The sequence below is a fragment of the Vibrio sp. 1457 genome (assembly GCF_033340195.1).
GTDB lineage: Bacteria > Pseudomonadota > Gammaproteobacteria > Enterobacterales > Vibrionaceae > Vibrio > Vibrio alginolyticus.
Genome location: NZ_JAWOWA010000014.1, coordinates 16,995 through 39,941 on the forward strand (window position 1 = coordinate 16,995; position 22,947 = coordinate 39,941).

Below are 22,947 nucleotides of genomic sequence, written 5' to 3' on the forward strand. Positions count from 1 at the left end.
TAAGGTTTTAGATTAGCTTATGGTTTTGGAGTGGTAACTTTAATGGCAACACAATTTCTCGATGACGTGATTCAGGGTCATCAAGTGATTCAATCTCTCAATGTAGCAGACCTAAATTCGGGCGAGCATAAGTTTTGGTTTCGCATCGCAACGAATGCTCTCTCTCAGTGGCAACACCTACCTGTGCTAGTGTTCAAAGGTGAAAAACCTGGCAAGAAGATCATGATTACCGCAGGGGTTCATGGTGATGAGTACAATGGTGTGTTAGCAGCGCAGAAAACTGCTCGAGAGCTCATCGGCACTGAAGTCGCTGGTACTGTCACTATTGTTCCAACCATTAACATGCCTGGTATGCTAAACCACAGCCGCGATTTCTATTCCGCAGACCCTGATGCGTCTCCTGCAAACTTAAACCGCTTTTTTCCTGGTGACCAAAACGGCAATGAGGCCCAACGTTACTTATATGCATTGTGGAATGATTTGCTCAAGCCAAATGCTGATTTAGCCATTGACGTTCACACTCAAACCAGTGGTGCTGCCTATCCACTTTACGTGTTTGCAGATTTCCGAATCGAGCAATCATTAGAAATGGCTCGCCTCATTAATCCTGATGCGATTTTAAATGATCCTGGAGATGCTGGCGTCCTTGAAACGGTCTGGAATAACCATGGTGTCCCAAGCATTACTGTTGAAGTAGGTATGGGGCGATACACCGAGCAAGAACTTATCAGTCGAACTGTAACAGGCATTTTTAATGTGCTGAAAAAGCATAACATTGTTGAAGGTGATATGGACCCTATTACGTCATGCTTGGAAGGAAACGAAATCATCAGTGTGAAAGCGACACACGGCGGCTTTGTACTGCCTCATGTCAGTTTGATGGATTTTGTCGAGCAAGGTCAACTTCTTGCGATTCAATACGACAGCTTTGGCGCTGAGATTAAACGCTACACCGCCCCAACAAGCGGCACAGTACTTAGCCACAATGTTGAATCTATTCGAGCACCAGGTTCCCTGATCGTTCGTTTGATTAAGTAAACCATAACCGTTTGTTGATAGAGCAACCTTTCGACGCTCACTCAAATTTATATAAGCCCCATCACGAGTAATCACAAATGATGGGGCTATATCCATTTTGACCACATTAAGTTACGCCGTAACAAATTACTGTTAAGCGAAATGACAAACTGAGCTTTAATTAGGAAGCTTCCCCTCTGTCCGCTTTTTCAGCCACGCTGATGAACTTAAAGCTGCCGTTGTTTCTCTTGTTCAACAAAAATGAGCTCGTCGATAGCGAAACCTTTCTCTTTAGCTACGTACTTAAAGCGCTCCACTACTTTCTCATCAACATTAGGAGTTCTAGACAATAGCCACAAGTAGTCGTGGTTGTAACCTGAGACAAACGCATAGTCATAGTTTTCACCTAGCTCAAACACAATGTAAGAAGAGTATATTGGCCCAAAAAAGGAAACCTTTAAGTGTCCCACCGTTTCATCTTCAACAAAATAAGCTTTGCCTTCAGCTTCTGACCACTGTCGCTCTTCTTCGGAATATCCACGGTTTATCACCTTGACCCCGCCATCCTCACGAACCTGATACTCAGCGGTAACGTTGGATAAGCCTCGCTCAAATGAATGGTCTAGGCGTGCAATCTCATACCACTTACCTAGATATGGCTCTAAATCGAAATTATTCACGGGTTCCACCCCATCCGGCTTCGAGGTACAACCAAATAAAGTTGCAAGTGACAAAAGTAAAAATATTTTTATCGATTTCATACAACACCTAAATTTTAATTAGTGATTGATTTTACTCTAGAAGATAACAAATCGATCACTAAGCCGCACCATCGCCCTCATAGGTACACATCACAATTCTTCATCATCAATAGCGCGCTGAACACCGAAACCTCGTCATCTCAGCAAATCGATAACAAGATTGCTCTATTTTTGACTTACAAGCTGACCATGCTTGTACATTTTGTCAGCATTTAACCCTATGCATATAGAAACTTTGCACAACATAGACATTCGTAGGCATATCACCCTCCTATAATACGTTGCGTTATAGACAGAGGTTATTGTTATGAAATTAAAAACAGTGTCAGTTTGTGCACTTTTGGTGTTACTTGCAGGTTGTCAGCAGGAAAAGCCGAGCGAAACGACACAATTAACGACCTCGGCAGATGTATGTAATGCACAAGGAAACATGCCAGGTGGGTGGAATGAGTTTAACGCGACCCCTGATGCACAAAAGGCAATGGCCTTTGTTTTAAAGAAAATGGACACAATAGCGTCGTTTAAACAAATACTGAATGTTCACGCGCAAATCGTTAGCGGCGTCAACTATGCTATTGAGTTTGAATTGGATGATGGCTCTGTTTGGAACACGATTGTTTATCGCAACCTCGATGGCGAATATGCGATTACCCAATCGCCAAAAGAAGGCCACTTTTGCGAACAGTAGCGACTTAGTCAGAAAGCCCCTAACAATAGGGGCTTTTTGATCTAACAGTAATCACTGAATTAGACAGCGAAGCGACATTGAGATTTAATCGACACCGTTGAACCAAGTCTTGATGGTTCAACATCAATCCTCTGCGCCATTTGCTCTTTCAGCTCAGAAACGTGAGAAATAACACCGATCATGCGCCCAGTCTGTTGCAGGTCCACTAGCGTTTGAATAGCAAGATCTAAAGACTCTGGGTCTAAACTACCGAAGCCCTCATCAATAAATAAAGTGTCTAAACGGATACCGCCACTATAGGATTGCACAACATCCGACAAACCCAGTGCCAGAGCAAGCGCTGCCATAAATGATTCACCGCCGGAAAGTGTCGCAACATCACGCGTTTTTCCTGTGTAGCCATCTTCAACCATTAAATCTAAGCCGCGACCCGCAGCGCCTTTGAAGCCCTCTGTTTTTCGAGCAAGAATATAGCGCCCTTTACTCATAAGGCTTAAGCGTTGAGAGGCCTGAATCAGCACATCATCCAACAGTACACCAAGAACAAAGCGATGTAGGCTAACCCTGCTGCCTGTTTTACCGCTAGCAACGTCGTACAACGTACCAAAGACTTTGTATTCTTCTTCTAACTTACTATTTTTCTCATGCAACACGGCAATATCTTTACGAACCTTTTCAAGACGTTCAAATATTGAGCGTGTGGTATCAAGTTGATTCCTTACTTCAATATATTGCGCCTGCAGAGTGGTTAACCTATCGTTAAACGACTCTAAATTAGGCCTTTCAAGATCTTTCAATGCATGATTTAAATCATGTAGTGTTTGCTCAAGCTTGGTTTGTGCCTGTTTGAAGCTGTCTATTTCTTGCTGCCAGGCTTGAAGTTCATCATCTCCCACTCGACTACTTAGATAATGGCTTTCATCCTCAAATTTACTCGCCTGTAGTGCCTCATTCCACGCTAATTCTGCTTGGCTAAGTTTTTGCTCTGACTCAGATAACCACTGCTTGTTCGTCGCTAAGTGACTTTCCGCATTTGATTTCTCCAATATCGCTTGCTGCAAAGCGGTTTGCGCCTTTTCTAAGCCTGTGTTCAAACTCAGAATTTGCTCTTTTGTCAGCAAAATTTCACGTTCAAGCAAGTCAGCGGAACTGTATTTTGGGTCAATAGAAGCTTGTAATTGAGCCAATTGTTCTTGGTTCGCTTTAACGGTTGATTCATTTGCCGCCATTTTATTCTGCAGCTCATGAATTTTATTTTCACCCACGACGCAGCGTTGATTAAGCTGTTCAACGTTCTTTTCTAGCTTTTCAATATCAATAGCTTGTAGACGTAGGAGTTGAGCATTGATCGCTTGCAAATCATTTTGAACCGTCGAGATCTCAGATGTAGCATACTCACCCAACTCCTCTTTCAACTGGTTACACTGATTCTGATACTGACTAATGACAACGTTATGTTGTTCTAGCTGATTGCTTAGTTGGTTCAACAAGGTTTGAGCTTCTCGCTCTTTAGCTCTAGCCGCCTGAACTTGCTCTTTTGTAACGGCTTCTTCAACAAACGTTGCGGGGTTAGGATGCGTTTCGCTACCACACACCGGGCATGCTTCACCTGCTTTTAGTCGCTGCGCTAATACTGCCGCTTGAGCGTTGTGCCACTTAAGCTCTATCGTATCAGCGGCTTGTTGACGCTGCATATAGCGCTGACTGGCTTCGTGTAGTGACTGCTGCTTGCCTACAGTTAGCGCATTGAGTTTAGAGAGCTCTAAAGTAAGATCATGCAGCTTTTGTAGATCCTGTAACAGCCGTTGTTTTTGTTTTATTTCCGCATCGATGCTGCCAATAAGCGCAACATCAACTCGTGCTTTCTCTAGCTCCTTCTGTCCCTGCTGGGCCTGTAACGTTAACTTATCTTTTAGTTCTATGTACTGTTTTAACGTTGCTTCAAATTGTTGTTTTTGTTGATAACCCGCCGTTATTTTACTTTCCAAATTGTCTTTCTCGACCAACTTGTTTTTCATACTTTCAAGCTGATACTGCAGTTGCGTTAACTGCGGGACCTTTGCCGCTGCCTCTTTTGCACTTTGCTGCAAGTTTTCTTGTTCTCTCGCAACGACATTAGCTTTTTCGAGACTCTCTTCCAAAGCTACGATTTTTTGCCTAAGCTCTTGCGTTTGAGCTTTTGCATTTTGTAATGAGATGTAGGGCAACTCTATCTTATTGGCATTTTTAGCGTTTTCTAATTGCTGTTGACGAGCTTTTATCGAATCTGCGTGTTCTAGATGCAGCTTGAGTGCGCTTTCTGCTTGCTCTCGTTTCGAAAACTCTCCATTCAAGGTTTCCGCTTTTTGCAATTCAGATTTAGCAGTATTGAGCTTATCTAACGCTGCTTGCTCATTCTTTTTATCAGACTCTAATTGCTTAGTTACTTGTTCCAGTTGTTGTAATAGTTCTTGTTCAGAACTCGCTTCTGCAACTTGTAAAGCACCTCGAATTTGATTATCAAATTCGCCTTTCGCTTTACTAATTGCACTCGCTTTATCTTTGAGCGCGTACTCAATTTTTTTATATATGTCAGTTTGAAAGAGCTGGCCAAAAATTTCTTCACGCTCTTTAGAGCTAGCAAGCAACAGTTCTCGGAATTTTCCTTGAGGCAACACCATAACTTGACGAAATTGAGTTTCATTCAAGCCAATAATATTGCTAACTTCAGTTTTAACCTGAGTCGTCTTGCTGGTGATAAGCGTTTCAGTCTCACCGAGTTCATAAAGAGCCGCAGTGTGCTTTTTAATCGTCATCCCTTCACCACGGGCCTTGGGCGCTTCCTGCTCAGGGGATCGAACAACTCGGTATTGTTTGCCGTGTAACGAAAATTCGAGAACTACTTCGGTTGGTAAGTCTTGCGCGGATAAGTCACACCGCATCTGAATACCTTGTCGCTCATTACCTGTGGTTTCACCATAAAGGGCGAAGCAAATGGCATCTAAGATCGACGTTTTACCGGAACCTGTAGGACCATTAATCAAAAATAGAGGGTTACTGCCAAGCTTCTCAAAATGAATGATTTCAGTTTTTGCAAACGGACCAAAGGCTTGCATGGTTAGTTTAATTGGTTTCATCTTTGGTCCCTATTGCTGTGATAATTGCTTAATAATGTCAGTAACAGCTTGCTCTTGCTCTTTAGACAACTGGCTATCTTGCGCCTCAATAAAAAAATCTCGGAACATATCAATTTCGCTTCGCGCCAACTTTGCTTGCGCCATTTCCTGCTCTACCCCAATTAACATGCCAGGTTTCTCAAGGTGTAAAACGTTTGGATACACTGAACGAAGTTTTTCCATTGGGTTTAAAATCGCATGTTTATCCATCAAACGAACTAACAAATAATCTTCATTCTTGGGGTCTGTTTTCCCTTGCTCAATAACTTTATCCAGCTCGCCCTCTACAATACGCATTTCATGAGGAGCCGTAAGATCAATATGCTTTGCAGAAACGAATCCTTTCTTGTCCAGTTCAACTAACGTGAAACCTTTTCTCTGGTTCTGTTCACCAAAGCTATACTTCATGAGAGAGCCAGAGTAACGGATATGCTCTGCGCCTTTCTTTTGAGGCTGATGCAAATGACCAAGTGCGACGTAGTCAAAATCTAAGAAGTGTTCATGACTCACGCGATCAGAACCACCAATAGATAATGGTCGTTCAGAGTCTGACTCGATAGCCCCATCAACAAAACAGTGACTCACGAGCACGCGCTTTTGCTTAGAGATAAAGCGCTCTTTAATTTGCTCAACAAGCAATTGATGAGCCTCATCATGAGTGGATACCGAGGCTTTGTAGGCAAACCTGACCTGTTCAGGGTCGTTATAAGGCATACCATAAAACGCGACCTCGTCCGCAGAGTCCGTTTTTATGATGATGGGAGTGAGCATATCTTCAAAGTTGCTAACAATATGGAGACCTGCATTTTTCATTTGCTCTGAGCCGAAACCTAGCCTTTCTGCACCATCATGGTTGCCAGATATAAATATCATTGGTGTTTCTAACTCGGTACAAATGCGTTTCACGACTCGATCTAACAGTTCTATTGCAACCGTTGGTGGCACCGAACGGTCATAGATATCTCCCGCCACTACAACTGCATCGACGGGGTTGCGTTCAATATAGTTAATCAGTTGTTCGAGTACTGCTTGTTGATCTTCGAGTAGTGATACGTTGTGGAATTGTCGACCAAGATGCCAATCTGAGGTGTGGATAAACTTCATTCGAATTCACTTTCCGCCAATTCTATGAGTAGGCTTGCTTCTGTCAGAGTCCATGTACCGTTTATAAAAAGGAATGCGTCACGGGTGGGATCTCGAACAAGCCAAAACTCAAGTTATTTTATATCGGTAAGGATATCTTGAGTCGAACAGCTTTTCATGTGGTTTGTGTTCTATGGCTGGCTATTTAATCAGAAAGCGAGAAGAACACTGTAAAAACGCGGTGAGCAAAGCTATTTTGAAAAGCAAGCTGCGCCTAGTCATTGTCCAAACATCATTAAAGGGCCAGTTTCGAGTCAATCCCCCATAACATTTGCATCACTAAAACCTCAGCTACTAGAAGGAAAAGCAATAGCCAGACCTATTCGCTACGCCAATTGTATATTACTCCTACCGCATAGCCATCTGGCTCGATGTCGGCTTGCAAAACGTGAAAGTCTGGGCAGGGGCTGCTTCTTTGAAGCTCATCAATCACTAACGCTTTTAAAACTCCGCCACATGCACCCAATCCGCCAAGTTTTATATCAACAAATTGATACTGAGTTTGATCGGTCACCCACGGAGACAAGAATTGCATTGAGTTTAACCATTGCGGCTCTTCCTCATTAACGGATAAATACAATTGACTGAGTGGATGTTCACAACTTACTCCTAATTGCTTAAACACCTTGTCCACGGCGATGCGTTGTTGTTTGGCATCTAAATCAATTCGAACAACATCAGGCACAAGACCTGAATGTCGAAAAAAACACTTGGTTAAAATGATAGAGCTTTGAGGTTTGACATGCCCTTCTACATCGCTCGTAACCTCTATAGCCAGTATCCAAGTCGCTTGCGTTTCATTAACTTCACGATTTATCCGATTTAGTGCCATCAAAAATGCAGCTTGGCCATAAGGATAAAAGTAAATTTCAGTATTGACAGTTTGGCCAACGAAAATAGAAAGCTCGCTTATCAATGCTTTAAGCAAGCTTTTGTCTACCGAAGATGGTAAAAGAACACAGAGATTCCCTTTGATATCAACTTGCTCAAGACTCTCGCGCTCAGAGCGCACGAGGCTTAATATATGCTCATCTATTGATTGAGCGAAGTCAGGGGGTCGGATTTCCTCGGACAATCTAAAAGAATCATCAGCTATCTCGCGAACGGTGTGTGAACGGCCATTAAAGGATAGAAGATGCGTTTGAAATGCGAGTGGCATCTAGCCTCCGATTAAAACCGTAGGCATACCAGATAGAATTTTGCCACCATGAGACGTTGAATCGCCGACTCTTGCGGCTGGTTTACCGTTGATTGTTACGCTAGAAGAACCTGCTGAGATACTATCCGGAGGACCGATACAAATAAGCTTGTCGCCTTGTCTTGCCGCAGGTATCCCGCCAATCGTTACGTTTGGTGAACCAACAACGACGGGACCACCGACATGCGGTATCTTTCCTGTTTTTTTAGGGCAAAGATGAAAGCTGCCCAAAATTGCGGCTGGTTTACCCACTTTAAATCACCTTAGTTCAATGAAATTTGCCCAGCTTTAAGAGCAATAGCTGAGCCGTTAATGGATATTTTATTACCTTTGATATTGATTTCTCCAGAGCTAGACATCTGAATAGAAGCACCACCTACTTTGATCTCGACGCTCTTTCCTGCATTAAAAGACAGTACTTCACCCGTTTCATTCGAAAAGTTTTTACCTACTTTCAAGCTCGCGTTCTGACCAACCTCTTGATTAACATCATTGGTCACTTTTTCGGTTTTACTGTTTTCAACGGCGATATCAACACAGTCTTCAACTAGCATTTGGAACAGTTTTTCAGCATGAAGATAAATGTGCTCTTCACCAGGCTTATCATCGAAGCGCAACTCATTAAAATTGGATGTACCTTTTTGTACAGAGCGTGATTTATAACCACTCTGAGAACTTTGCTCTGGTAAAGCGTAAGGAGGGAGTTGACTACCGTTATATAGTGACCCCGTAACGATTGGTTGATCAGGGTCTCCGTTGACAAACTCGACGATGACCTCTTGTCCGACTCTAGGGTGAAACACCGACCCCCATCCGTTACCTGCGATATTTTGCGCAACACGAATCCAACATGAACTATTTACATCGTATTTACCAACACGGTCCCAGTGAAACTGAACTTTGATACGGCCATGTTTGTCTATGTAAATTTCACCATCTTTGTTCCCCGTAACTATAGCAGTTTGCAAACCTTTCATCTGAGGTTTCGGATAGTTAACTGAAGGACGAAGGATTGTCTTTGAGTCAACACAACTAAACGAGACTTTGACACCTTGCGCACCGGTGCCACCTTGACCAGTCTGGTTATAAACAGCAGCAGACAAAAAAACAGAAGACAGTACATATTCTTTGCCAACTCGAGATTTATCTTCATGTTTTTTAAACTTGAAGCACTTGCCTACGCTGAATGTTCTGCACGTAGCCTCGCCACGACACAAATATGCATTTTGCTGTAGTGCTTCTATTGCATGCGTGTTTCTCAGTGCGTATTGATCATTGCTCTCCATTTCACCCATGTATTCAAAATACTCGCTTTCAGGCACTGTAAAAAAATCACTTTCACCCTTTGCAGTATTTTTAGGATTCGAAGAAGGCTTGAGCATGTTATAGCCTGACTTTTGACTCGCTTTAGTAGTCAGAATTTGCGTTTCATGCCAAGAAGAAATGTGGCTAGATTTCGCCGTACCTGTATCAAAATCGACTAAAAACTCAGTACCCGGCTTATAAAAACTGATGTCATCAAAAATATTGAGCGTATGGGCAGACTTAGTATGTGTAAAAAAAAATGATAGCCCCTCTTCCGATAACAGACGTCGAACAAATTCAAGATCTGATTCTTCATATTGTACTTTGTACGTGTATTTAGGATAGGACTTGGTTAGCTCAAAACTAAAGGCAACACTATGCTCCGATAGTACTTCAGAGATAATTTCCTTTATATCTTTATGCTGAAATATTCTGCAATTTTTTCGATATTCAGCGAAACGTAATTTAGGCTCTATTAATAATTCTATGTTTTTATAATTTTCGCCTTTATGTGTATTAGAAACCCTTTTCCCTTCTAATCTTGCAGCAGAAACGTAACCATGCATATAACGAGGATTTGAAGAAACATCCTCATTATTTTCAAGGGTAATGGTAACTTCCTTACCAATAATTTCGTTTAACTCACTTCGTTGATCATTAAAGTAAGCTTTAGCACGCAATGAAAAAAGTTCTGAGATCTCTTCTTTATACTCAAACGAGTTTAGTATGATGGCATCTTTACCGAATGGGGAAGAAATTCGGATGAAATTGTTATCTTGAGTTGCTCTTTTCATTAAATACTTCTTTCAAAAAAATGCGGAGGAATACTCCCCCGCATGAAAATTACATTTGTTGACCTTTAACACCGCTGTAGCCGTATACCAATGGAGCAGAAGTGTTGTTCTTATCGTCAGTAGGAGTCACTGTCATCATCATTTCTGTGTAAGAAATTGTGATAGTTTCAACTGGACGATCGTCTTGGATAGAAACTGAGTAGTTAGAAATCATCGCATCAGTCAGTTCGATCTTCATGATCTCTTCAACCTTCTCACCCTGCTTAGTAATATGGAAAACCGCTGGTTTACCTTTACCAATCGTCGCTTCTTTAAATAAGTCAGGAGAAGAACGGTCTTGAAGTTTAGTGATAGTCAAATCATATAGACGAGTAGCGCTCGCTTCACGGTCCATCGCTGTACCAGTGTATGATGAGATCTCACGACCTACACTCCAATCTACAGATAGTAGTGTAATCAAATCTTTGTATTGCTCGGCTGTTGCCTCACCCTTAATATCTGCGTATTTAAGATACGTATTAGACTGCATGCTAATCTCCTATAGCATTATTAATTGACATATATCGTAGTAATTTAATTATCTGACGTTTGGTGATAATTAGTGATTAATGTATCAAAAACTTCATTTTAAATACGCCCTGTTATATCTTTAAATAAGATTTAATTTAAGCGTTTTTTATAAAAAATAATAGTTAATATGAACCAACTCCCAATTATTATTGAGAGTGTAAAGGATGTTAAACTATTGAGACATCAAGTCCACTAGTTGTACCTTTAACAATAATTTCATCAAACGTCTTATCATTAAGAATTGCATGCAATATTTCATGAGAAATCTTCGGAAGCAATGTATTTTCTATGGTTGTTTGTACCACACGCGCACCACTCCCAGACTCATTGCTATTGTCTACAATATCATTAATTAGTTCCTCATCAAAAAACAGGTCAGCGTTATAGTGCTTACGAATACGAGTCGTAATTTTATCTAACTTTAATTTTGTTATTTCTATCAATACTTTTCTTGATAGAGGCAAATAAGGTAATACATTCACACGCCCTAAAAATGCTGGTTTAAAGTCAACCAACAAATCATCGCGTAAAGCATCTTTTAGTGCTGACGGCTCAGGCGCTAAATCAGGATCAGAATACAAAGACATCGTCGTTTCGGTCCCTGTGTTCGCGGTCATAATAATAATAGTGTTTTTAAAGTCTATATCTCGACCTTCACCGTCTTTAATTGAGCCTTTATCAAATACCTGATAAAAAATATCTTGAACACCAGGGTGCGCTTTTTCCATTTCATCGAGGAGAATTACACTATAAGGTTTACGTCTAACAGCTTCAGTCAGTACACCTCCTTCTCCATAACCGACATAACCAGGAGGAGAACCTAATAGCAATGAGACTTTATGCTCTTCCTTAAATTCCGACATATTGATAGTCGTGACATTTTCTTCACTACCATACACTTTCTCTGCAATCGCCAAAGCCGATTCGGTTTTACCCACTCCGCTTGGTCCGGTTAGGAGAAATACACCATTTGGTCGTGTCTCATCCGTGAGCTGCGCACTCGCGGTTTTTATCACTTCAGACATGAGCTCTAAAGCGTGATCCTGCCCGACAACTCGCTTGCACAAACTTTCTTTCAAACCCAATACTGCTTGGATTTCATCATCCTGAAGTTTACCCAGCGGTATACCGGTCCAATCCGAAATAACTTCTGCGATTAGCGCTTCATTTACATGCGAAAAAACTAAGGGCTGTGAGTTAACGGAGAGGTTATTTTCAAGCTCTTGTAACTTGTCTCTAGCAGTTTCAGAACCCTCCTGGATTATTTGGGTTCTAAGTGACTTAGCTTCACTTACCCATTCTTTTTCTTTTTCCCAAAGTACCTCTAATTCAATAATGTCATTAGATAGCGCATCAATCTCTTTTCGGACACCTTGGAGCTGCACATCAAGAGATGCTCCTAATCGATTCTCTTGGCTAAGATGCTCATACTCAGCTTGCTTTGCTTTAAGTTTGTTTCTTTTTGCATCTAGACCTCCCGGTGTAGATGACTGACTTAACGCAACTCGAGAACAGGCCGTATCCAAAACAGAAACCGCCTTATCTGGCAGTTGACGACCATTAATGTATCGAGCTGAGAGTTGGACCGCTGCATTGAGAGCTTGGTTAGTGATATGAACATCGTGGTGTTGTGCCATTACATCAAGTAAGCCTCGTAACATTTCGATCGCGAGCTCAGGGGCTGGCTCATCAACCTTTACGACTTGAAAACGCCTAGTTAAAGCTGCATCTTTTTCAAAATACTTTTTATACTCTGCCCACGTAGTTGCTGCGATCGTTCTGAGTTCGCCTCTCGCTAATGCTGGCTTCAGAATATTCGCCGCATCACCTTGGCCCGCTTGCCCACCACCGCCAATTAGGCCATGAGCTTCATCAATGAACAATATAATAGGCTGTGGAGCGTCGTTTACTTCCTTCACAAGGTTCTTAAGCCTGTTTTCAAACTCACCTTTCATGCCTGCGCCGGCTTGCAGTAATGCCAAATCCAGAGACTTAATCGCCACATTTTGCAGAGCGGGAGGTACATCGCCATCAATGATCTTTTGCGCCAAACCTTCAACAACGGCTGTTTTTCCAACACCAGCTTCTCCCGTAAGAATCGGGTTGTTTTGTCGGCGTCTTAATAAAATATCGATCATTAGGCGAATTTCATTATCTCTACCAATCACCGGATCTATTTTACCTTCCCTAGCTTGCTCAGTAAGGTCTGTTGTAAATTGATTCAAGGCGGAATTCGCGTTTGACTGCGCTAAGTCATTCGATCTTGATTGAGGCGCATTACTTTCTTTAAAGTTCAATAAGCGAGATGGTTCTATCTTGTTTAGTTCAGGACTAATCGAACCAGCCATGTTGACTAACGTATCATCAGACAAGTAGGCAAATAAAAGATGGATGCACCCCAACTGTTCTTGATTGAATTCAATGGTTGCAGATAACAAGGCATTTTGCATAACAGTCACTGTATGAGCTGATAGCCCAGGCACCGACTGGCATCCTGTTTTGTATTTTTCTAATGCCTTTTGAATATCGGTTTCAACCTTGATTGTATCGACATCAAATTCGTCAAAAACTTCAGAGTAAATATCGTCAGGATGGCGGATAATCATCATTAACCAGTGAGACATTTCAATACTGTGATGAGTTCGGGAGCTTGCCATCGCAGCTGCCTGTTCAAGTGTTTCCTTAGCCTGAGGAGACAATCTTTCGACCAACGCTGAAAGTGAGAGTGAAGCCATTACATTTCCTTTAAATAGTAATTGTTATAGTTCGATCTTTTGTACGTTCGTGTTTTTTAAGCACAGAACCAATACCTAACTGCCCCTGCTGTTTCGATAAGCAAGCTTGTGGTAGCAAACTATGTTTGGTGGTGAGCTGCCACTTCAGTTGTTTATGTTTTCCAATCAACTCATAAGCAGCGTTCTTAATGATTGCTATATTGGGTTGGTTAGGAAGCAATTTACTAACTAGCTGTTTATCTTTTGGCAGAAATTCTATTGTTGTCCCCGCGTTGATATTCCATGCTTTCGAACCCAAAGAAGCTCCTAAACCAAGTTGAGCAAACTGCCCTTCAGGCATAGTTCGGGATGCAAGGCGTGTTTGCTCTTCTTTCGTAAGGTGTAACCATTGTCCTTGAAATTCATGAACTTTTACTTGGCATCCAGATAAACATTCAAGAATACTTTTTAGTCCACCTTTACTTCTCATTGGTGAAGCAAACACACCACCATAGTGCAGGGACAGTGAACTCCCTTCCCCAGTTAATGCCGATTTACAGCTTTCTAACGGCGAACGCGCGCCCTGCGCATGCGCACGAGATTGAACTGTCAGCTGACTCAGTTGCCAACATCGATAATAAAGAGATAATAAGCGATGATTGAAAATATCGTAGAAGTCCACCATAGCCGTATCGCCTTCTTTTTGGCGATGTAAAGCTAATTCACTATAGTGCTGGGGAAGCACACCTTGCTCACCCGTTAGGCCTATTAAATTGGTCTCAATCTCTAACTTGCTGTCATCTATATTTTTCAGTTCACAAAGCTGAGCATTTTCAAAACCTAATGATGGATTAACCTTTAAGTTTAGCTTTTCATGCTTCGGTAACGCATCTGTTCCTATTTGCGCCTCTGCTTGCAGAACTTCGTGTTCAATAAGATGAATCGCTTCAAACAATGGATGTTGCTTTAATTCTCGATAAAATTGTTCCGCGCTCATAGCAACACCTTATCGCCAGTTAATGCGGGCCATAGGTGGAAAAACTTTCCCGTGGACTTAAGTCTTATTTCTAACTGCGTAAAAATGTTAATTTCAGCATATTGCGAGAAGTAAACAGATAAAACACTACCTAAGAGAAAGATCTGCTCTTTAGGTAAAATTTGATCAGAAACCGTCAAAATAACTTTTATACCGTGCGCAAATCCAACTTTGCCTTTCTGACTAATTCTTCCTGTAGTAGGCTCAAACTCTAACTTAGTTAAAGCATCGATTACCGCTTTCGTTTCTGCTGTCCCAGAAAATGCATAGAGATTAAGGGTCTGCTTCAAAGTTGCTAAACCATCTTCCTCGGTAAAATGGTTTAAAGTTAAAAGCTTAGTTAACTGCCATCGTGTGCTTTCATCCATTTCTGGCCGAATAGTTTCTGATAAAGAGACTAAACAACGAACAGATTCGAAATTGTCATTTACCTCCGGTAAAGATACTTGCGGCAGCCCACCTCCAAATGGAAGTTTCTGCGCTAAGTTGCGGTTACAGCACTCAGCTTCCACGTACATTAACCAGTTTTCCCGGCTATCCGGGCTGAACAATTGATGTTTTTTATCAACAAAAGAAATGTAAGTTTCTCTACCTGGCTCATCATACCCACCAGCCCAGTTCTTATCCTCACGTCTCATCAACCAATAAATCTCACTAGTGTTCGTATAATGCGTGTGCTCACCAGCGTGATAACATGGCAAATTGTGGTACGTTTTGTTCCAATTTCTCAACGTTACGTCAGAAATTGAGACAACCTCATTACTTTCAGCTTCTTGGTATTGCGGAGACAAGTGGTAATCGTATTCAGTTGGTAGAATACGCTTAGGCTCCATAATACTTTTAAATAAGTTGATTACAGGCACACAACCTACCATTAAGCTTTCTTCGTCCACTTGCTTTGGAAGCCAGTCATCGTTGGTATCAAAGTAAAAATACAGTTCGAATTGCTCTCCAAGATCTAGCTCAGATAATCCAAGTTCGGTGATATCAAAGAACATAAACTTCTCAGGAAAGTGCAAATACTCAACAAGTAATCTTGCTCCTGAAAAGCTTCTTTTACTGTATGGCACAACTTTCTCATCTTCTGAAAATCCCACTTCAGAAAGATGCCTTTTGGTTAAAGGACGAACTTCTTTGCCATCCACAACAACAGATAAACCAATTAGGTTTTGAAACAGCATTTGGTAGAGCTTAAAAGTCAATTGAGATTGACCGTTTAAATAGAAGCGCAGCCGTTCTGCCCCCATTTCACCAAGAGGAGTCTCTTCATCTTGAGCCGTGAGCTGTACTTTCAAAACTGAATGAGCATTGCTTTCCCATCGTGAGCCAACTGGCTTGAAAGGCGCATTTTTAAAAACGCCAGAGGTCACATCAACAGGATACATTCTGACCGGATAACAAGTTCTAAACTCGCACTCATGATATCCAGGAGCACCGATAACAACTCGCTCGCCTTCTTCTACATCAAAATAAGAGGAAGTGGAGTTAGAACAGCTCATTTTAATGACTGACATTGACGGGATTGGGGCGTGAAAATCAGGATATAACTGTCCCATCAAAGACTCTGTAAATTGAGGGTAACTATTGTCTAAGCTTTGTCTAATCCTTGCTGTTAGAAATGCGCAGCCTTCTAACAATCTTTCTACGTGCGGATCGTCAACCTGTTCCTCACTAATACGAAGTCTCGCAGCAATCTTAGGATACTGCTCCCCAAATTCTTGCCCTTTGTGACGCAAATAAGCTAACTCGCGATTATAGTACTTGAGAAACTCTTCACTCATTTTGCTCTACTCAGTTTCATACCTAAATTTACCGGCTCTACTTCAGAATTGAATCGCACTTCATGAATACTGTTATCAATTAAGCAAGTGGCATTTATCTGTAACCTCAATACCCTATCAATAGCGTTTTTCTCGTCTGAAATCTGGACATGAGGGTTCCTTAACCTCGGCTCAAACTCTTTAATTGCATCATGAACGATGTCGCAAAGCTGATTCTGCCCTTCTTGGCTGCTATAGGGCATTGAGGAAAAATCTGGCAGCCCATAATTCAATATTGAATAACGAACCTCTAAAAGATCATCAGGAATGTTTTTCCATCCAATACGACTATTCAGCATCGACTCTAGATCTCTAAGTAAGCTGCTCAACATCTGTTGCTGGCTTGCAGGGAAGTCTTTCTCATCTCGAGTGAGAGGATCACTATCTATCAATTTGTCGAGCAGAGAAACGGTTAAAGACATGATATTTCTACGCTATTTGTTTCTGTTCTAATAATGTAGTCAAATCACAGATTGGAAGCGCTGAATCACCGACTAACCAACATTTTTGACCCAAGCCAACAAAAGATTCTTGCTCACCAATCTGCTTCCAATCCGTTTCTCGACCTAACTTTTGCGCATCGGTCTCTGAGTCAACATATGTCAACGGCATATGGCCTTCGCCTTCACCAAGTCCATCGATATCAAACTCGACAGGTCGCCAAATACTCTCTAACAATGAAGTAGGTGCTTTAACTTCTAGCGTATGGATGCTCGATATGGGTACAAGAAAATAGTTACCTGCTGTAGAAAACAGTTCAATGTAACCACCTAAACGATCATCAATATCTCTAGCATCTTCGTAGTTTGTGCCGTTTACGTTAAACCCTTTAATAGTACGATGCTCTTCAATGCGATGCGATAGACGTGACGCTTCTTCGTACTCTTGATTTCCGAGAGCAAGATTAAATCGAACAAGCTCTTTAGTTAATTCCTCATCACCTATTACTTTGGCACTAGCCGCACCATTGATAAAATCCTTTCTAGCTTGAGCTGCTTTCACTAAATGTCGTAGCTGACTTGCACCAGGCAGATACTCAGGAAACAATTTAATCGATTGCATGAGCTGAGCGTCCGCACGCTCGAAGTCCCCATCAATGCAAAGAAGCTCAATGAAGGAACTTCTCAAGCTCGCATCTTTAGGTGTTGCTTTAATTTCATCAGTTAATTGCTCTAGAGCGTGTTGCAATAGGCCTTGGGACAAAGCATTTTTCCATTGAGTCATTGTTATTTCCTTACACCATGTGCTCTGGTGATAATTCGGTAATTAATTTAATGCTAGATACCATTTGATCGAGTTGAAAATGCGGTCGCAAATGGATAACTGAGTAATAATGTCCAGGAGTTTCTCTTTTCTCTCGAACTGTAATTTTCGCTTCATTTAGGGGATATTTAGCTCGAAGCTCATCAGACGCTTCATCTGATGCGGTAGTGTACTGATGTAACCAGCGTTGAAAGTCACGCTCTAGGCTTTCTGCATCTTGATACCCACCAATTTTGTCACGCCCCATAACCTTGAGATAATGTGCGACTCGCGATACACACAATGTGTATTGCAACATCGATGTCAGTTTTGCATTCGTTGAAATATGCTTTTCTGCGTATTGTTTGGGCTTGTAGAGAGATACATTCGAGGTCATCCCTACCATATCAGTCTCAGGTATTGGAGAAATAGAAATAAAACCGCACTCAGACAATTCTTGTTCTTTTCTCTCAGAGATTTTCAAGTTTAACGGACATCTTTCACGATCATTCTTGCCGTTAACACGCATCTTGCTCCTTGTAGGAGCGACGATAATGCCCTGACTGTAATCGCCTTGTTTAATCCCTCGCATATGCGTGAACCAACCATGTTCCTGAAATGCTCTAATTGATACGGCAGCAAAACAGTACGCACTACTCCCCCATAGCAAATCTCGGTTGGAGTCGTAGATGTGTTCTTGAAAATTGAATTTATCATTCCGCGAGCCATCACTTTTGTATGGCTGACGGAACAAGACGTTAGGTGCAGTCAAACCAATAAATTTAGCGTCATCGTTATCTCTCAAACTACGCCACTTTGCATAATCTTCCTGTTCAAATTGGGCTGCTATATCTCTTATCGCAGAGAGTTGAGCGAAACTATCAACACCAAACATCTCTGGCGATGCAGACATGATAAATGGGCTGAATGCTGCAGCTGCAGACTGAGAGATCTTACTCAACACAGACAGATCTCTATCAAAATAATTTTTACTAGGATCACAGCGAAGCTGATAATCTCCAACCACCACACCAAAGGGTTCTCCCCCTGCCATGCCATATTCATTTTGATAGAGCAACTTAAATAGTGCTGATTGGTCAAACTCGATGGCTTTTAAAGCATCTTTACTGATTTCATTCCATGTCGCCGTTAAAACCTTAACTTTTACAGAGTCCGATGAACGAGAATCAACCTGTTCACATAAATACCTAACTCCAACCCACCCCCTTTCGAGCTGTTGAAACTCAGGATGATGTAATATTTCATTTAGTTGAGATTCTAATAGCTCATCAATGCGGTTAATTGTGTTCATCACACTATGACGAAAGCTGTCCAAATCTCTTGAACGTGTACCTTCTAGCCAAATTCGCGCTGACGCTACAAGATCAGAAGATTCATTGAATCGAGTCAACCACGGGCTATCAAGTTCAGCATAGCCTCCGGTACTGAACTCATGTTTTAGCTTGCTAGGGTCGCGAAAGTTAAGTGACACTGCTAATTCCATCTAGAACATAAAGATTGGTCATGGCTGGCCTTTCGACCAGCCAATTCATTTCTTATCCACCTGACTGAGGGATCTTTGCCACAAGTCGCAAAGATGTGGTCAGTTCTTCCATTTGTAACCAAGGCTTCAGCCATGCTACGGCATTGTAAGAACCAGGTGCGCCAGGAATTTCCTTAACCTGAACACGAGCGTCTGCTAGAGGGTATTTCGCTCTGATCTCTTGACCACCGCCTTCAGAAGCATTGACGTAACCTAGGATCCAGCGGTTCAGCCAAGACTCAACGTCTTCTGCTTCCATAAAGCTACCAATTTTATCTCGGGCCATTACTTTCAAATAATGCGCAAAACGAGATGTTGCCATCATATAAGGTAGGCGGGCAGAAATGGCCGCATTGGCCGTTGCTTCAGGGGATTCATGGTTCGCTGGTTTTTGACAGGTTTGCGCACCAAAGAACACTGCATAGTTGGTGTTTTTGTAGTGACAAAGCGGTAAGAAACCAAGCTTACCAAGCTCCGCCTCACGTCTGTCGGTAATACCAATCTCTGTTGGGCACTTCATATCAGGGTCGCCATCATCACTCATGAAGAAATGCGTTGGCAAGTTATCCACTCGACCGCCGCCTTCTGCACCACGGATGGCAGTACAAAATCCATATTTTGAAAATGCGTCGGTTAACTTAACACCAAGAACATACGAAGAGTTCATCCAACAGTAGTCGTTATGTTCAGCGTTAACAGCAATACCTGAAACAGGATCTACTTCGAACTCTTCAAACCCAAACTCTTCGACTGGAGCGGTAGCTTGTCCGTATGGCAAACGAGCAAGGACTTTTGGCATCGTCAGACTAACGAAGCGCGAATCGGCACTCTCGCGGAACGAACGCCATTGGGCGTATTCTAGTGATTCAAATACCTTATCTAGGTCGCGTGGTTTTGACAACTCAGTCCACTCATCAAAGCCGAATAGTGCTGGTGAAGCTGCGGACAAGAATGGAGAGAAGCCAGAAGCCGCTACATTTGACATTAGGCGTAACGACTCAATATCTTCTGGGTGGTTGGTAAACTCATAGTCTCCAATCAATGCACCATACGGTTCACCACCAGCACTACCAAACTCAGACTCGTAAACCTTTTTAAAGATCTGGCTTTGATCAAACTCAACAGCTTTGCTCAAGTCTTTATGTAGCTCTTTCTTGGTCATGCTCATCATGCGAACTTTCAGAGTAGAGCTGGTCTCTGAATTCATCACTAGATAATTTAAGCCGCGCCAAGAACCTTCGAGTTTCTGTAATTCTGGGTGATGCATTACTTCAGACAACTGATCAGAAATCTGCCTATCGAGCAAATTAATCGCTTCACGAAAAGTTACTGTTAGGTTTTTGTTCCAAGTAACTGTCCCTTTCATTGCTTCTTCAGCGAGCGTTTTAATCAGCTCCTCAGCACGAGAAGCTTCGGTCTGCTTAGTCGCACCAATAGCTTGATCTAAGAATGAAGTTGTCTGTTCATTAACAGTTGGATCTAACTGTTTTTCAGCTTCAGTCGTCATTATTCCGCTCCTTCAGTACTGTCTGACTTCGCTTTCTTGCCAAGATCTAACTCGCCTGCAAGTCTTGCCAGATTGTCTGTATTGTTCAAAACATCCTCTAGGATATTTTCAAGCTCTTCTGAGCGGTCAACTTTTGTCATCAAATCACGCAGTTTATTACGCGTTTCCATCAATTGGCGTAGTGGATCAACTTGATTTACGATCGCAGCAGGCTCAAAGTCTTGCATTGATTTAAAGTTTAAATCGACCTCAAACTGTGAATCGTCATTCGCAAGCTTATTCGCAACTTTAAACTTCACCGATGGATTCATTTTTTTGAGTACATCGTCAAAGTTATCTCGATCGATCTGAATAAAACGGCGGTCTTTTAATGGCTTCAACGCTTCTGTGTTTTGACCAGCGAAGTCACCCATTACACCTACAACAAAAGGCAGTTCTTTCTTAAGAGTCGTACCTTCAGTTTCAACATCATAGGTAATGTGGACACGAGGCTTCCGTACTCGTGATAGTTTCGAGTGGATACTCGTCATACCATTCTCCCTTTATTAATTTTCATTTTGTTCTGCTATGCCAACCAAACGGAAGTAGCTTTTCTTTGCATCCCCGTCGGAGATAAGTTCCGCCAGTAACTCCGGCAGAGGCATCCCACACCAACGAATAATCTGTTCGATGGAGTAAGAAACTGGTGAGTGAGGTTCACTCTCTCGGAAGAAATCTGCTACTTGCTGCAATTGTCTAATTGCCTGCTCTCGTGATTTCATGTTTGTCGCTAATAATGCATCACAACTTTGTGAACTTAACGGTTGTTCAGAAGAAGATTCATCAAGATCCTCTAGCTCTTCAAACACGGCTTGTGGTTGATTGAAACGATCTCCTAGAAGGTGCTTTAATGCCGAGTGTATTGATTCAAGTCTTTTTGATATATAAGAGCTAGGAGTCACATCACCGGCCGCTTCGTCTAATCGCTGACTGAATTCATTAAATGATTCTGTAGCGAACTCCAAATCCGTGATTAATTCTTGATAAAACGTATCAGAAGTCGACTTAACCGTAGTTATAATTTCAGATAACTCAACAGCCCCAAGCTCGACTCGATTTCGGCGCTTATCTTCGTCTAAACGCTCAAGCTCTATAGCTTGCTGATATTCCCAATAGGCATAAGCTTGCTCCACGCCTAAGTCAGTCAATGGTATACAAGCAATTGGAAAAATAAGTGTTCCTTCACTATCGATACCATTGAGGCCAATAATCGCCGATATTCTTGTCTCAATACCATCTTCATCAGGCATTGGGTACAGATCATCCCAAAAGTTCTCAATTAAACTGGTTGCGAGTTTGTAGCCAACGCCCATACCACGAAAACCATACAATCGAGTTAGGGCTTCTATAAGCCAGGCAACAAATTCCAAATCTTTAGACTGATTCGTGAGTATTTCTGGGACATCTTCAATAAATACTCGCCATAAATTACTGTGGGTATAGATACTTTCTTCTTCTATAAGAGCATTACGTTCAGCGTTGCGAGCGGCCATACGCTGATCTTTCAACCGATAGTAAGCAGACTGTGGTGATACATCCTCTCTAGGATCAACACCTGTAGGATTTTCTTGAGATATAGGAGCCAACGCTTGTTCATACCAATCAAACATTTCATTACTCATAAGCTCTCCCTCTTAGAAAGACAGGTATTGTCGCGTCTTCTCTAGTTACTGTTTCGCACTCCGTTTGCGCTTGGCGAACTTTGATCAAAGCACAAGTTACGTTATCACTTGCGCCCCGAACCAAAGCCGAATGCATGAGCGCTAATCCAGCTTGGTTGACTGAGTCTGCATACAATGTCCGATGAATTTCATCACTCGTAAGTTCCTTAGAGAGTCCATCGCTACAGAGTAGAAACTGATCGCCGTCAGCCAACTGCCCTGAAACTTGATCAATAGTGACACTTTCGTCGACCCCAACAGCTCTGGTAATAACATTTGCAAGAGGGTGAGATTCGGCATCTTCAAATGCCAATAAGCCCTGATCCACTAAGTCCATGACTTGACTATGATCACGTGTTTTTTGGACAAAATTACCACTTCTAAGCTGGTAAATTCGGCTATCCCCCACCCAAAGGCAGTGGTAATACCCATCCTGAATAAACAACAAAACAAGTGTTGTTCCCATCGTTTTACCGTCTAAGTGATTTTGTGCGTATTGGTAAATTTCTAAGTTCGCTTCTTGAACCACTCTTCGGATATCATCGATATTAGTATTGGAGACATCCTGCATGTGGCGCGCGACTCTATCCACTAGCATCTGGCTTGCTATATCGCCAGCACTGTGTCCACCCATTCCATCGGCAACCACCCAAATATGCTGCTCTGTCATATCCAACAGAGCATCCTCGTTATAAGGGCGTACTTTTCCTGCGTGCGATTTAGCAAAGGTAAAATAGTTCCAATTCATTCTTCT

General features: G+C 42.0%; 19 protein-coding genes. 2 read left to right on the forward strand and 17 right to left on the reverse strand.

Translation table 11 applies throughout. The features are described from left to right. The first annotated feature begins 42 nt into the window (after window positions 1-42). Window positions 43-1,038, forward strand: coding sequence for a succinylglutamate desuccinylase/aspartoacylase family protein (locus R7Z41_RS15430; RefSeq protein ID WP_042520988.1), 996 nt, complete (start codon window positions 43-45; stop codon window positions 1,036-1,038). Window positions 1,039-1,244: 206 nt separating this feature from the next. On the opposite strand, the gene R7Z41_RS15435 is transcribed toward R7Z41_RS15430, so the two are convergent. Then, a complete protein-coding gene (locus R7Z41_RS15435) occupies window positions 1,245-1,778 on the reverse strand; it encodes a lipocalin family protein (protein ID WP_025767720.1) in 534 nt (177 codons plus the stop codon). A 307-nt stretch (window positions 1,779-2,085) separates the two neighbouring features. Here R7Z41_RS15435 and R7Z41_RS15440 point away from each other — a divergent pair, with 307 nt between their 5' ends. Further along, window positions 2,086-2,466, forward strand: a complete 381-nt coding sequence (locus R7Z41_RS15440; RefSeq protein ID WP_005387498.1) for a cystatin domain-containing protein — start codon at window positions 2,086-2,088, stop codon at window positions 2,464-2,466. Between the two features lie 59 nt (window positions 2,467-2,525). On the opposite strand, the gene R7Z41_RS15445 is transcribed toward R7Z41_RS15440, so the two are convergent. The 16 genes from R7Z41_RS15445 to R7Z41_RS15520 form a co-directional block, all read right to left on the reverse strand. Next, window positions 2,526-5,582 (reverse strand): AAA family ATPase, encoded by a 3,057-nt coding sequence (locus R7Z41_RS15445; protein ID WP_115386666.1) that lies wholly within the window; start codon window positions 5,580-5,582, stop codon window positions 2,526-2,528. A 9-nt stretch (window positions 5,583-5,591) separates the two neighbouring features. Then, the gene (locus tag R7Z41_RS15450) at window positions 5,592-6,725 is read right to left on the reverse strand and encodes an exonuclease SbcCD subunit D (RefSeq protein ID WP_017820209.1); all 1,134 of its coding nucleotides are present in this window, start codon (window positions 6,723-6,725) and stop codon (window positions 5,592-5,594) included. 358 nt (window positions 6,726-7,083) lie between these two features. Next, window positions 7,084-7,923 (reverse strand): hypothetical protein, encoded by an 840-nt coding sequence (locus R7Z41_RS15455; RefSeq protein ID WP_054578967.1) that lies wholly within the window; start codon window positions 7,921-7,923, stop codon window positions 7,084-7,086. Further along, the gene (locus R7Z41_RS15460) at window positions 7,924-8,214 is read right to left on the reverse strand and encodes a PAAR domain-containing protein (protein ID WP_005375969.1); all 291 of its coding nucleotides are present in this window, start codon (window positions 8,212-8,214) and stop codon (window positions 7,924-7,926) included. Window positions 8,215-8,225: 11 nt separating this feature from the next. Then, window positions 8,226-10,061 carry a type VI secretion system tip protein TssI/VgrG gene (tssI, locus tag R7Z41_RS15465; RefSeq protein ID WP_186585264.1) on the reverse strand — a complete coding sequence of 612 codons (1,836 nt, stop codon included), beginning with the start codon at window positions 10,059-10,061 and terminating at the stop codon, window positions 8,226-8,228. 49 nt (window positions 10,062-10,110) lie between these two features. Beyond that, window positions 10,111-10,590 (reverse strand): Hcp family type VI secretion system effector, encoded by a 480-nt coding sequence (locus R7Z41_RS15470; RefSeq protein ID WP_005375967.1) that lies wholly within the window; start codon window positions 10,588-10,590, stop codon window positions 10,111-10,113. 208 nt (window positions 10,591-10,798) lie between these two features. Then, window positions 10,799-13,366 carry a type VI secretion system ATPase TssH gene (tssH, locus tag R7Z41_RS15475; protein WP_171344059.1) on the reverse strand — a complete coding sequence of 856 codons (2,568 nt, stop codon included), beginning with the start codon at window positions 13,364-13,366 and terminating at the stop codon, window positions 10,799-10,801. A gap of 10 nt (window positions 13,367-13,376) precedes the next feature. Further along, the gene (gene tssG / locus R7Z41_RS15480) at window positions 13,377-14,342 is read right to left on the reverse strand and encodes a type VI secretion system baseplate subunit TssG (protein WP_017635619.1); all 966 of its coding nucleotides are present in this window, start codon (window positions 14,340-14,342) and stop codon (window positions 13,377-13,379) included. Continuing rightward, entirely contained in the window at window positions 14,339-16,162 is a 1,824-nt protein-coding gene (gene tssF / locus R7Z41_RS15485; protein ID WP_086047345.1) for a type VI secretion system baseplate subunit TssF, read from the reverse strand. Before tssF ends, tssG begins: the two co-directional genes overlap by 4 nt. Further along, window positions 16,159-16,623, reverse strand: a complete 465-nt coding sequence (gene tssE, locus R7Z41_RS15490) for a type VI secretion system baseplate subunit TssE (RefSeq protein ID WP_017635621.1) — start codon at window positions 16,621-16,623, stop codon at window positions 16,159-16,161. The genes tssF and tssE overlap by 4 nt, the downstream gene beginning before the upstream one ends. A gap of 7 nt (window positions 16,624-16,630) precedes the next feature. Beyond that, the gene (locus tag R7Z41_RS15495; protein ID WP_005375952.1) at window positions 16,631-17,425 is read right to left on the reverse strand and encodes a type VI secretion system accessory protein TagJ; all 795 of its coding nucleotides are present in this window, start codon (window positions 17,423-17,425) and stop codon (window positions 16,631-16,633) included. A gap of 10 nt (window positions 17,426-17,435) precedes the next feature. Beyond that, window positions 17,436-18,947 carry a type VI secretion system contractile sheath large subunit gene (tssC, locus tag R7Z41_RS15500; RefSeq protein ID WP_064369227.1) on the reverse strand — a complete coding sequence of 504 codons (1,512 nt, stop codon included), beginning with the start codon at window positions 18,945-18,947 and terminating at the stop codon, window positions 17,436-17,438. Window positions 18,948-18,999: 52 nt separating this feature from the next. Next, window positions 19,000-20,493, reverse strand: a complete 1,494-nt coding sequence (gene tssC, locus R7Z41_RS15505; RefSeq protein ID WP_005375950.1) for a type VI secretion system contractile sheath large subunit — start codon at window positions 20,491-20,493, stop codon at window positions 19,000-19,002. Next, window positions 20,493-21,023 carry a type VI secretion system contractile sheath small subunit gene (gene tssB / locus R7Z41_RS15510; RefSeq protein WP_005375949.1) on the reverse strand — a complete coding sequence of 177 codons (531 nt, stop codon included), beginning with the start codon at window positions 21,021-21,023 and terminating at the stop codon, window positions 20,493-20,495. Before tssB ends, tssC (R7Z41_RS15505) begins: the two co-directional genes overlap by 1 nt. Window positions 21,024-21,038: 15 nt before the next feature. Further along, window positions 21,039-22,154, reverse strand: coding sequence for a type VI secretion system protein TssA (tssA, locus tag R7Z41_RS15515; protein ID WP_054701384.1), 1,116 nt, complete (start codon window positions 22,152-22,154; stop codon window positions 21,039-21,041). Beyond that, complete coding sequence (locus R7Z41_RS15520) at window positions 22,147-22,941, reverse strand: PP2C family protein-serine/threonine phosphatase (protein WP_005375947.1); 795 nt, start codon at window positions 22,939-22,941, stop codon at window positions 22,147-22,149. Before R7Z41_RS15520 ends, tssA begins: the two co-directional genes overlap by 8 nt. Window positions 22,942-22,947 lie beyond the last annotated feature (6 nt).

Excerpts from the sequence above, each read along its gene's own strand:
- R7Z41_RS15430 (WP_042520988.1), top strand. The coding sequence starts at position 43 with ATGGCAACACAATTTCTCGATGACGTGATTCAGGGTCATCAAGTGATT.
- R7Z41_RS15435 (WP_025767720.1), bottom strand. The coding sequence starts at position 1,778 with ATGAAATCGATAAAAATATTTTTACTTTTGTCACTTGCAACTTTATTT.
- R7Z41_RS15440 (WP_005387498.1), top strand. The coding sequence starts at position 2,086 with ATGAAATTAAAAACAGTGTCAGTTTGTGCACTTTTGGTGTTACTTGCA.
- R7Z41_RS15445 (WP_115386666.1), bottom strand. The coding sequence starts at position 5,582 with ATGAAACCAATTAAACTAACCATGCAAGCCTTTGGTCCGTTTGCAAAA.
- R7Z41_RS15450 (WP_017820209.1), bottom strand. The coding sequence starts at position 6,725 with ATGAAGTTTATCCACACCTCAGATTGGCATCTTGGTCGACAATTCCAC.
- R7Z41_RS15455 (WP_054578967.1), bottom strand. The coding sequence starts at position 7,923 with ATGCCACTCGCATTTCAAACGCATCTTCTATCCTTTAATGGCCGTTCA.
- tssI (WP_186585264.1), bottom strand. The coding sequence starts at position 10,061 with ATGAAAAGAGCAACTCAAGATAACAATTTCATCCGAATTTCTTCCCCA.
- R7Z41_RS15470 (WP_005375967.1), bottom strand. The coding sequence starts at position 10,590 with ATGCAGTCTAATACGTATCTTAAATACGCAGATATTAAGGGTGAGGCA.
- tssH (WP_171344059.1), bottom strand. The coding sequence starts at position 13,366 with ATGGCTTCACTCTCACTTTCAGCGTTGGTCGAAAGATTGTCTCCTCAG.
- tssG (WP_017635619.1), bottom strand. The coding sequence starts at position 14,342 with ATGAGCGCGGAACAATTTTATCGAGAATTAAAGCAACATCCATTGTTT.
- tssF (WP_086047345.1), bottom strand. The coding sequence starts at position 16,162 with ATGAGTGAAGAGTTTCTCAAGTACTATAATCGCGAGTTAGCTTATTTG.
- tssE (WP_017635621.1), bottom strand. The coding sequence starts at position 16,623 with ATGTCTTTAACCGTTTCTCTGCTCGACAAATTGATAGATAGTGATCCT.
- R7Z41_RS15495 (WP_005375952.1), bottom strand. The coding sequence starts at position 17,425 with ATGACTCAATGGAAAAATGCTTTGTCCCAAGGCCTATTGCAACACGCT.
- tssC (WP_064369227.1), bottom strand. The coding sequence starts at position 18,947 with ATGGAATTAGCAGTGTCACTTAACTTTCGCGACCCTAGCAAGCTAAAA.
- tssC (WP_005375950.1), bottom strand. The coding sequence starts at position 20,493 with ATGACGACTGAAGCTGAAAAACAGTTAGATCCAACTGTTAATGAACAG.
- tssB (WP_005375949.1), bottom strand. The coding sequence starts at position 21,023 with ATGACGAGTATCCACTCGAAACTATCACGAGTACGGAAGCCTCGTGTC.
- tssA (WP_054701384.1), bottom strand. The coding sequence starts at position 22,154 with ATGAGTAATGAAATGTTTGATTGGTATGAACAAGCGTTGGCTCCTATA.
- R7Z41_RS15520 (WP_005375947.1), bottom strand. The coding sequence starts at position 22,941 with ATGAATTGGAACTATTTTACCTTTGCTAAATCGCACGCAGGAAAAGTA.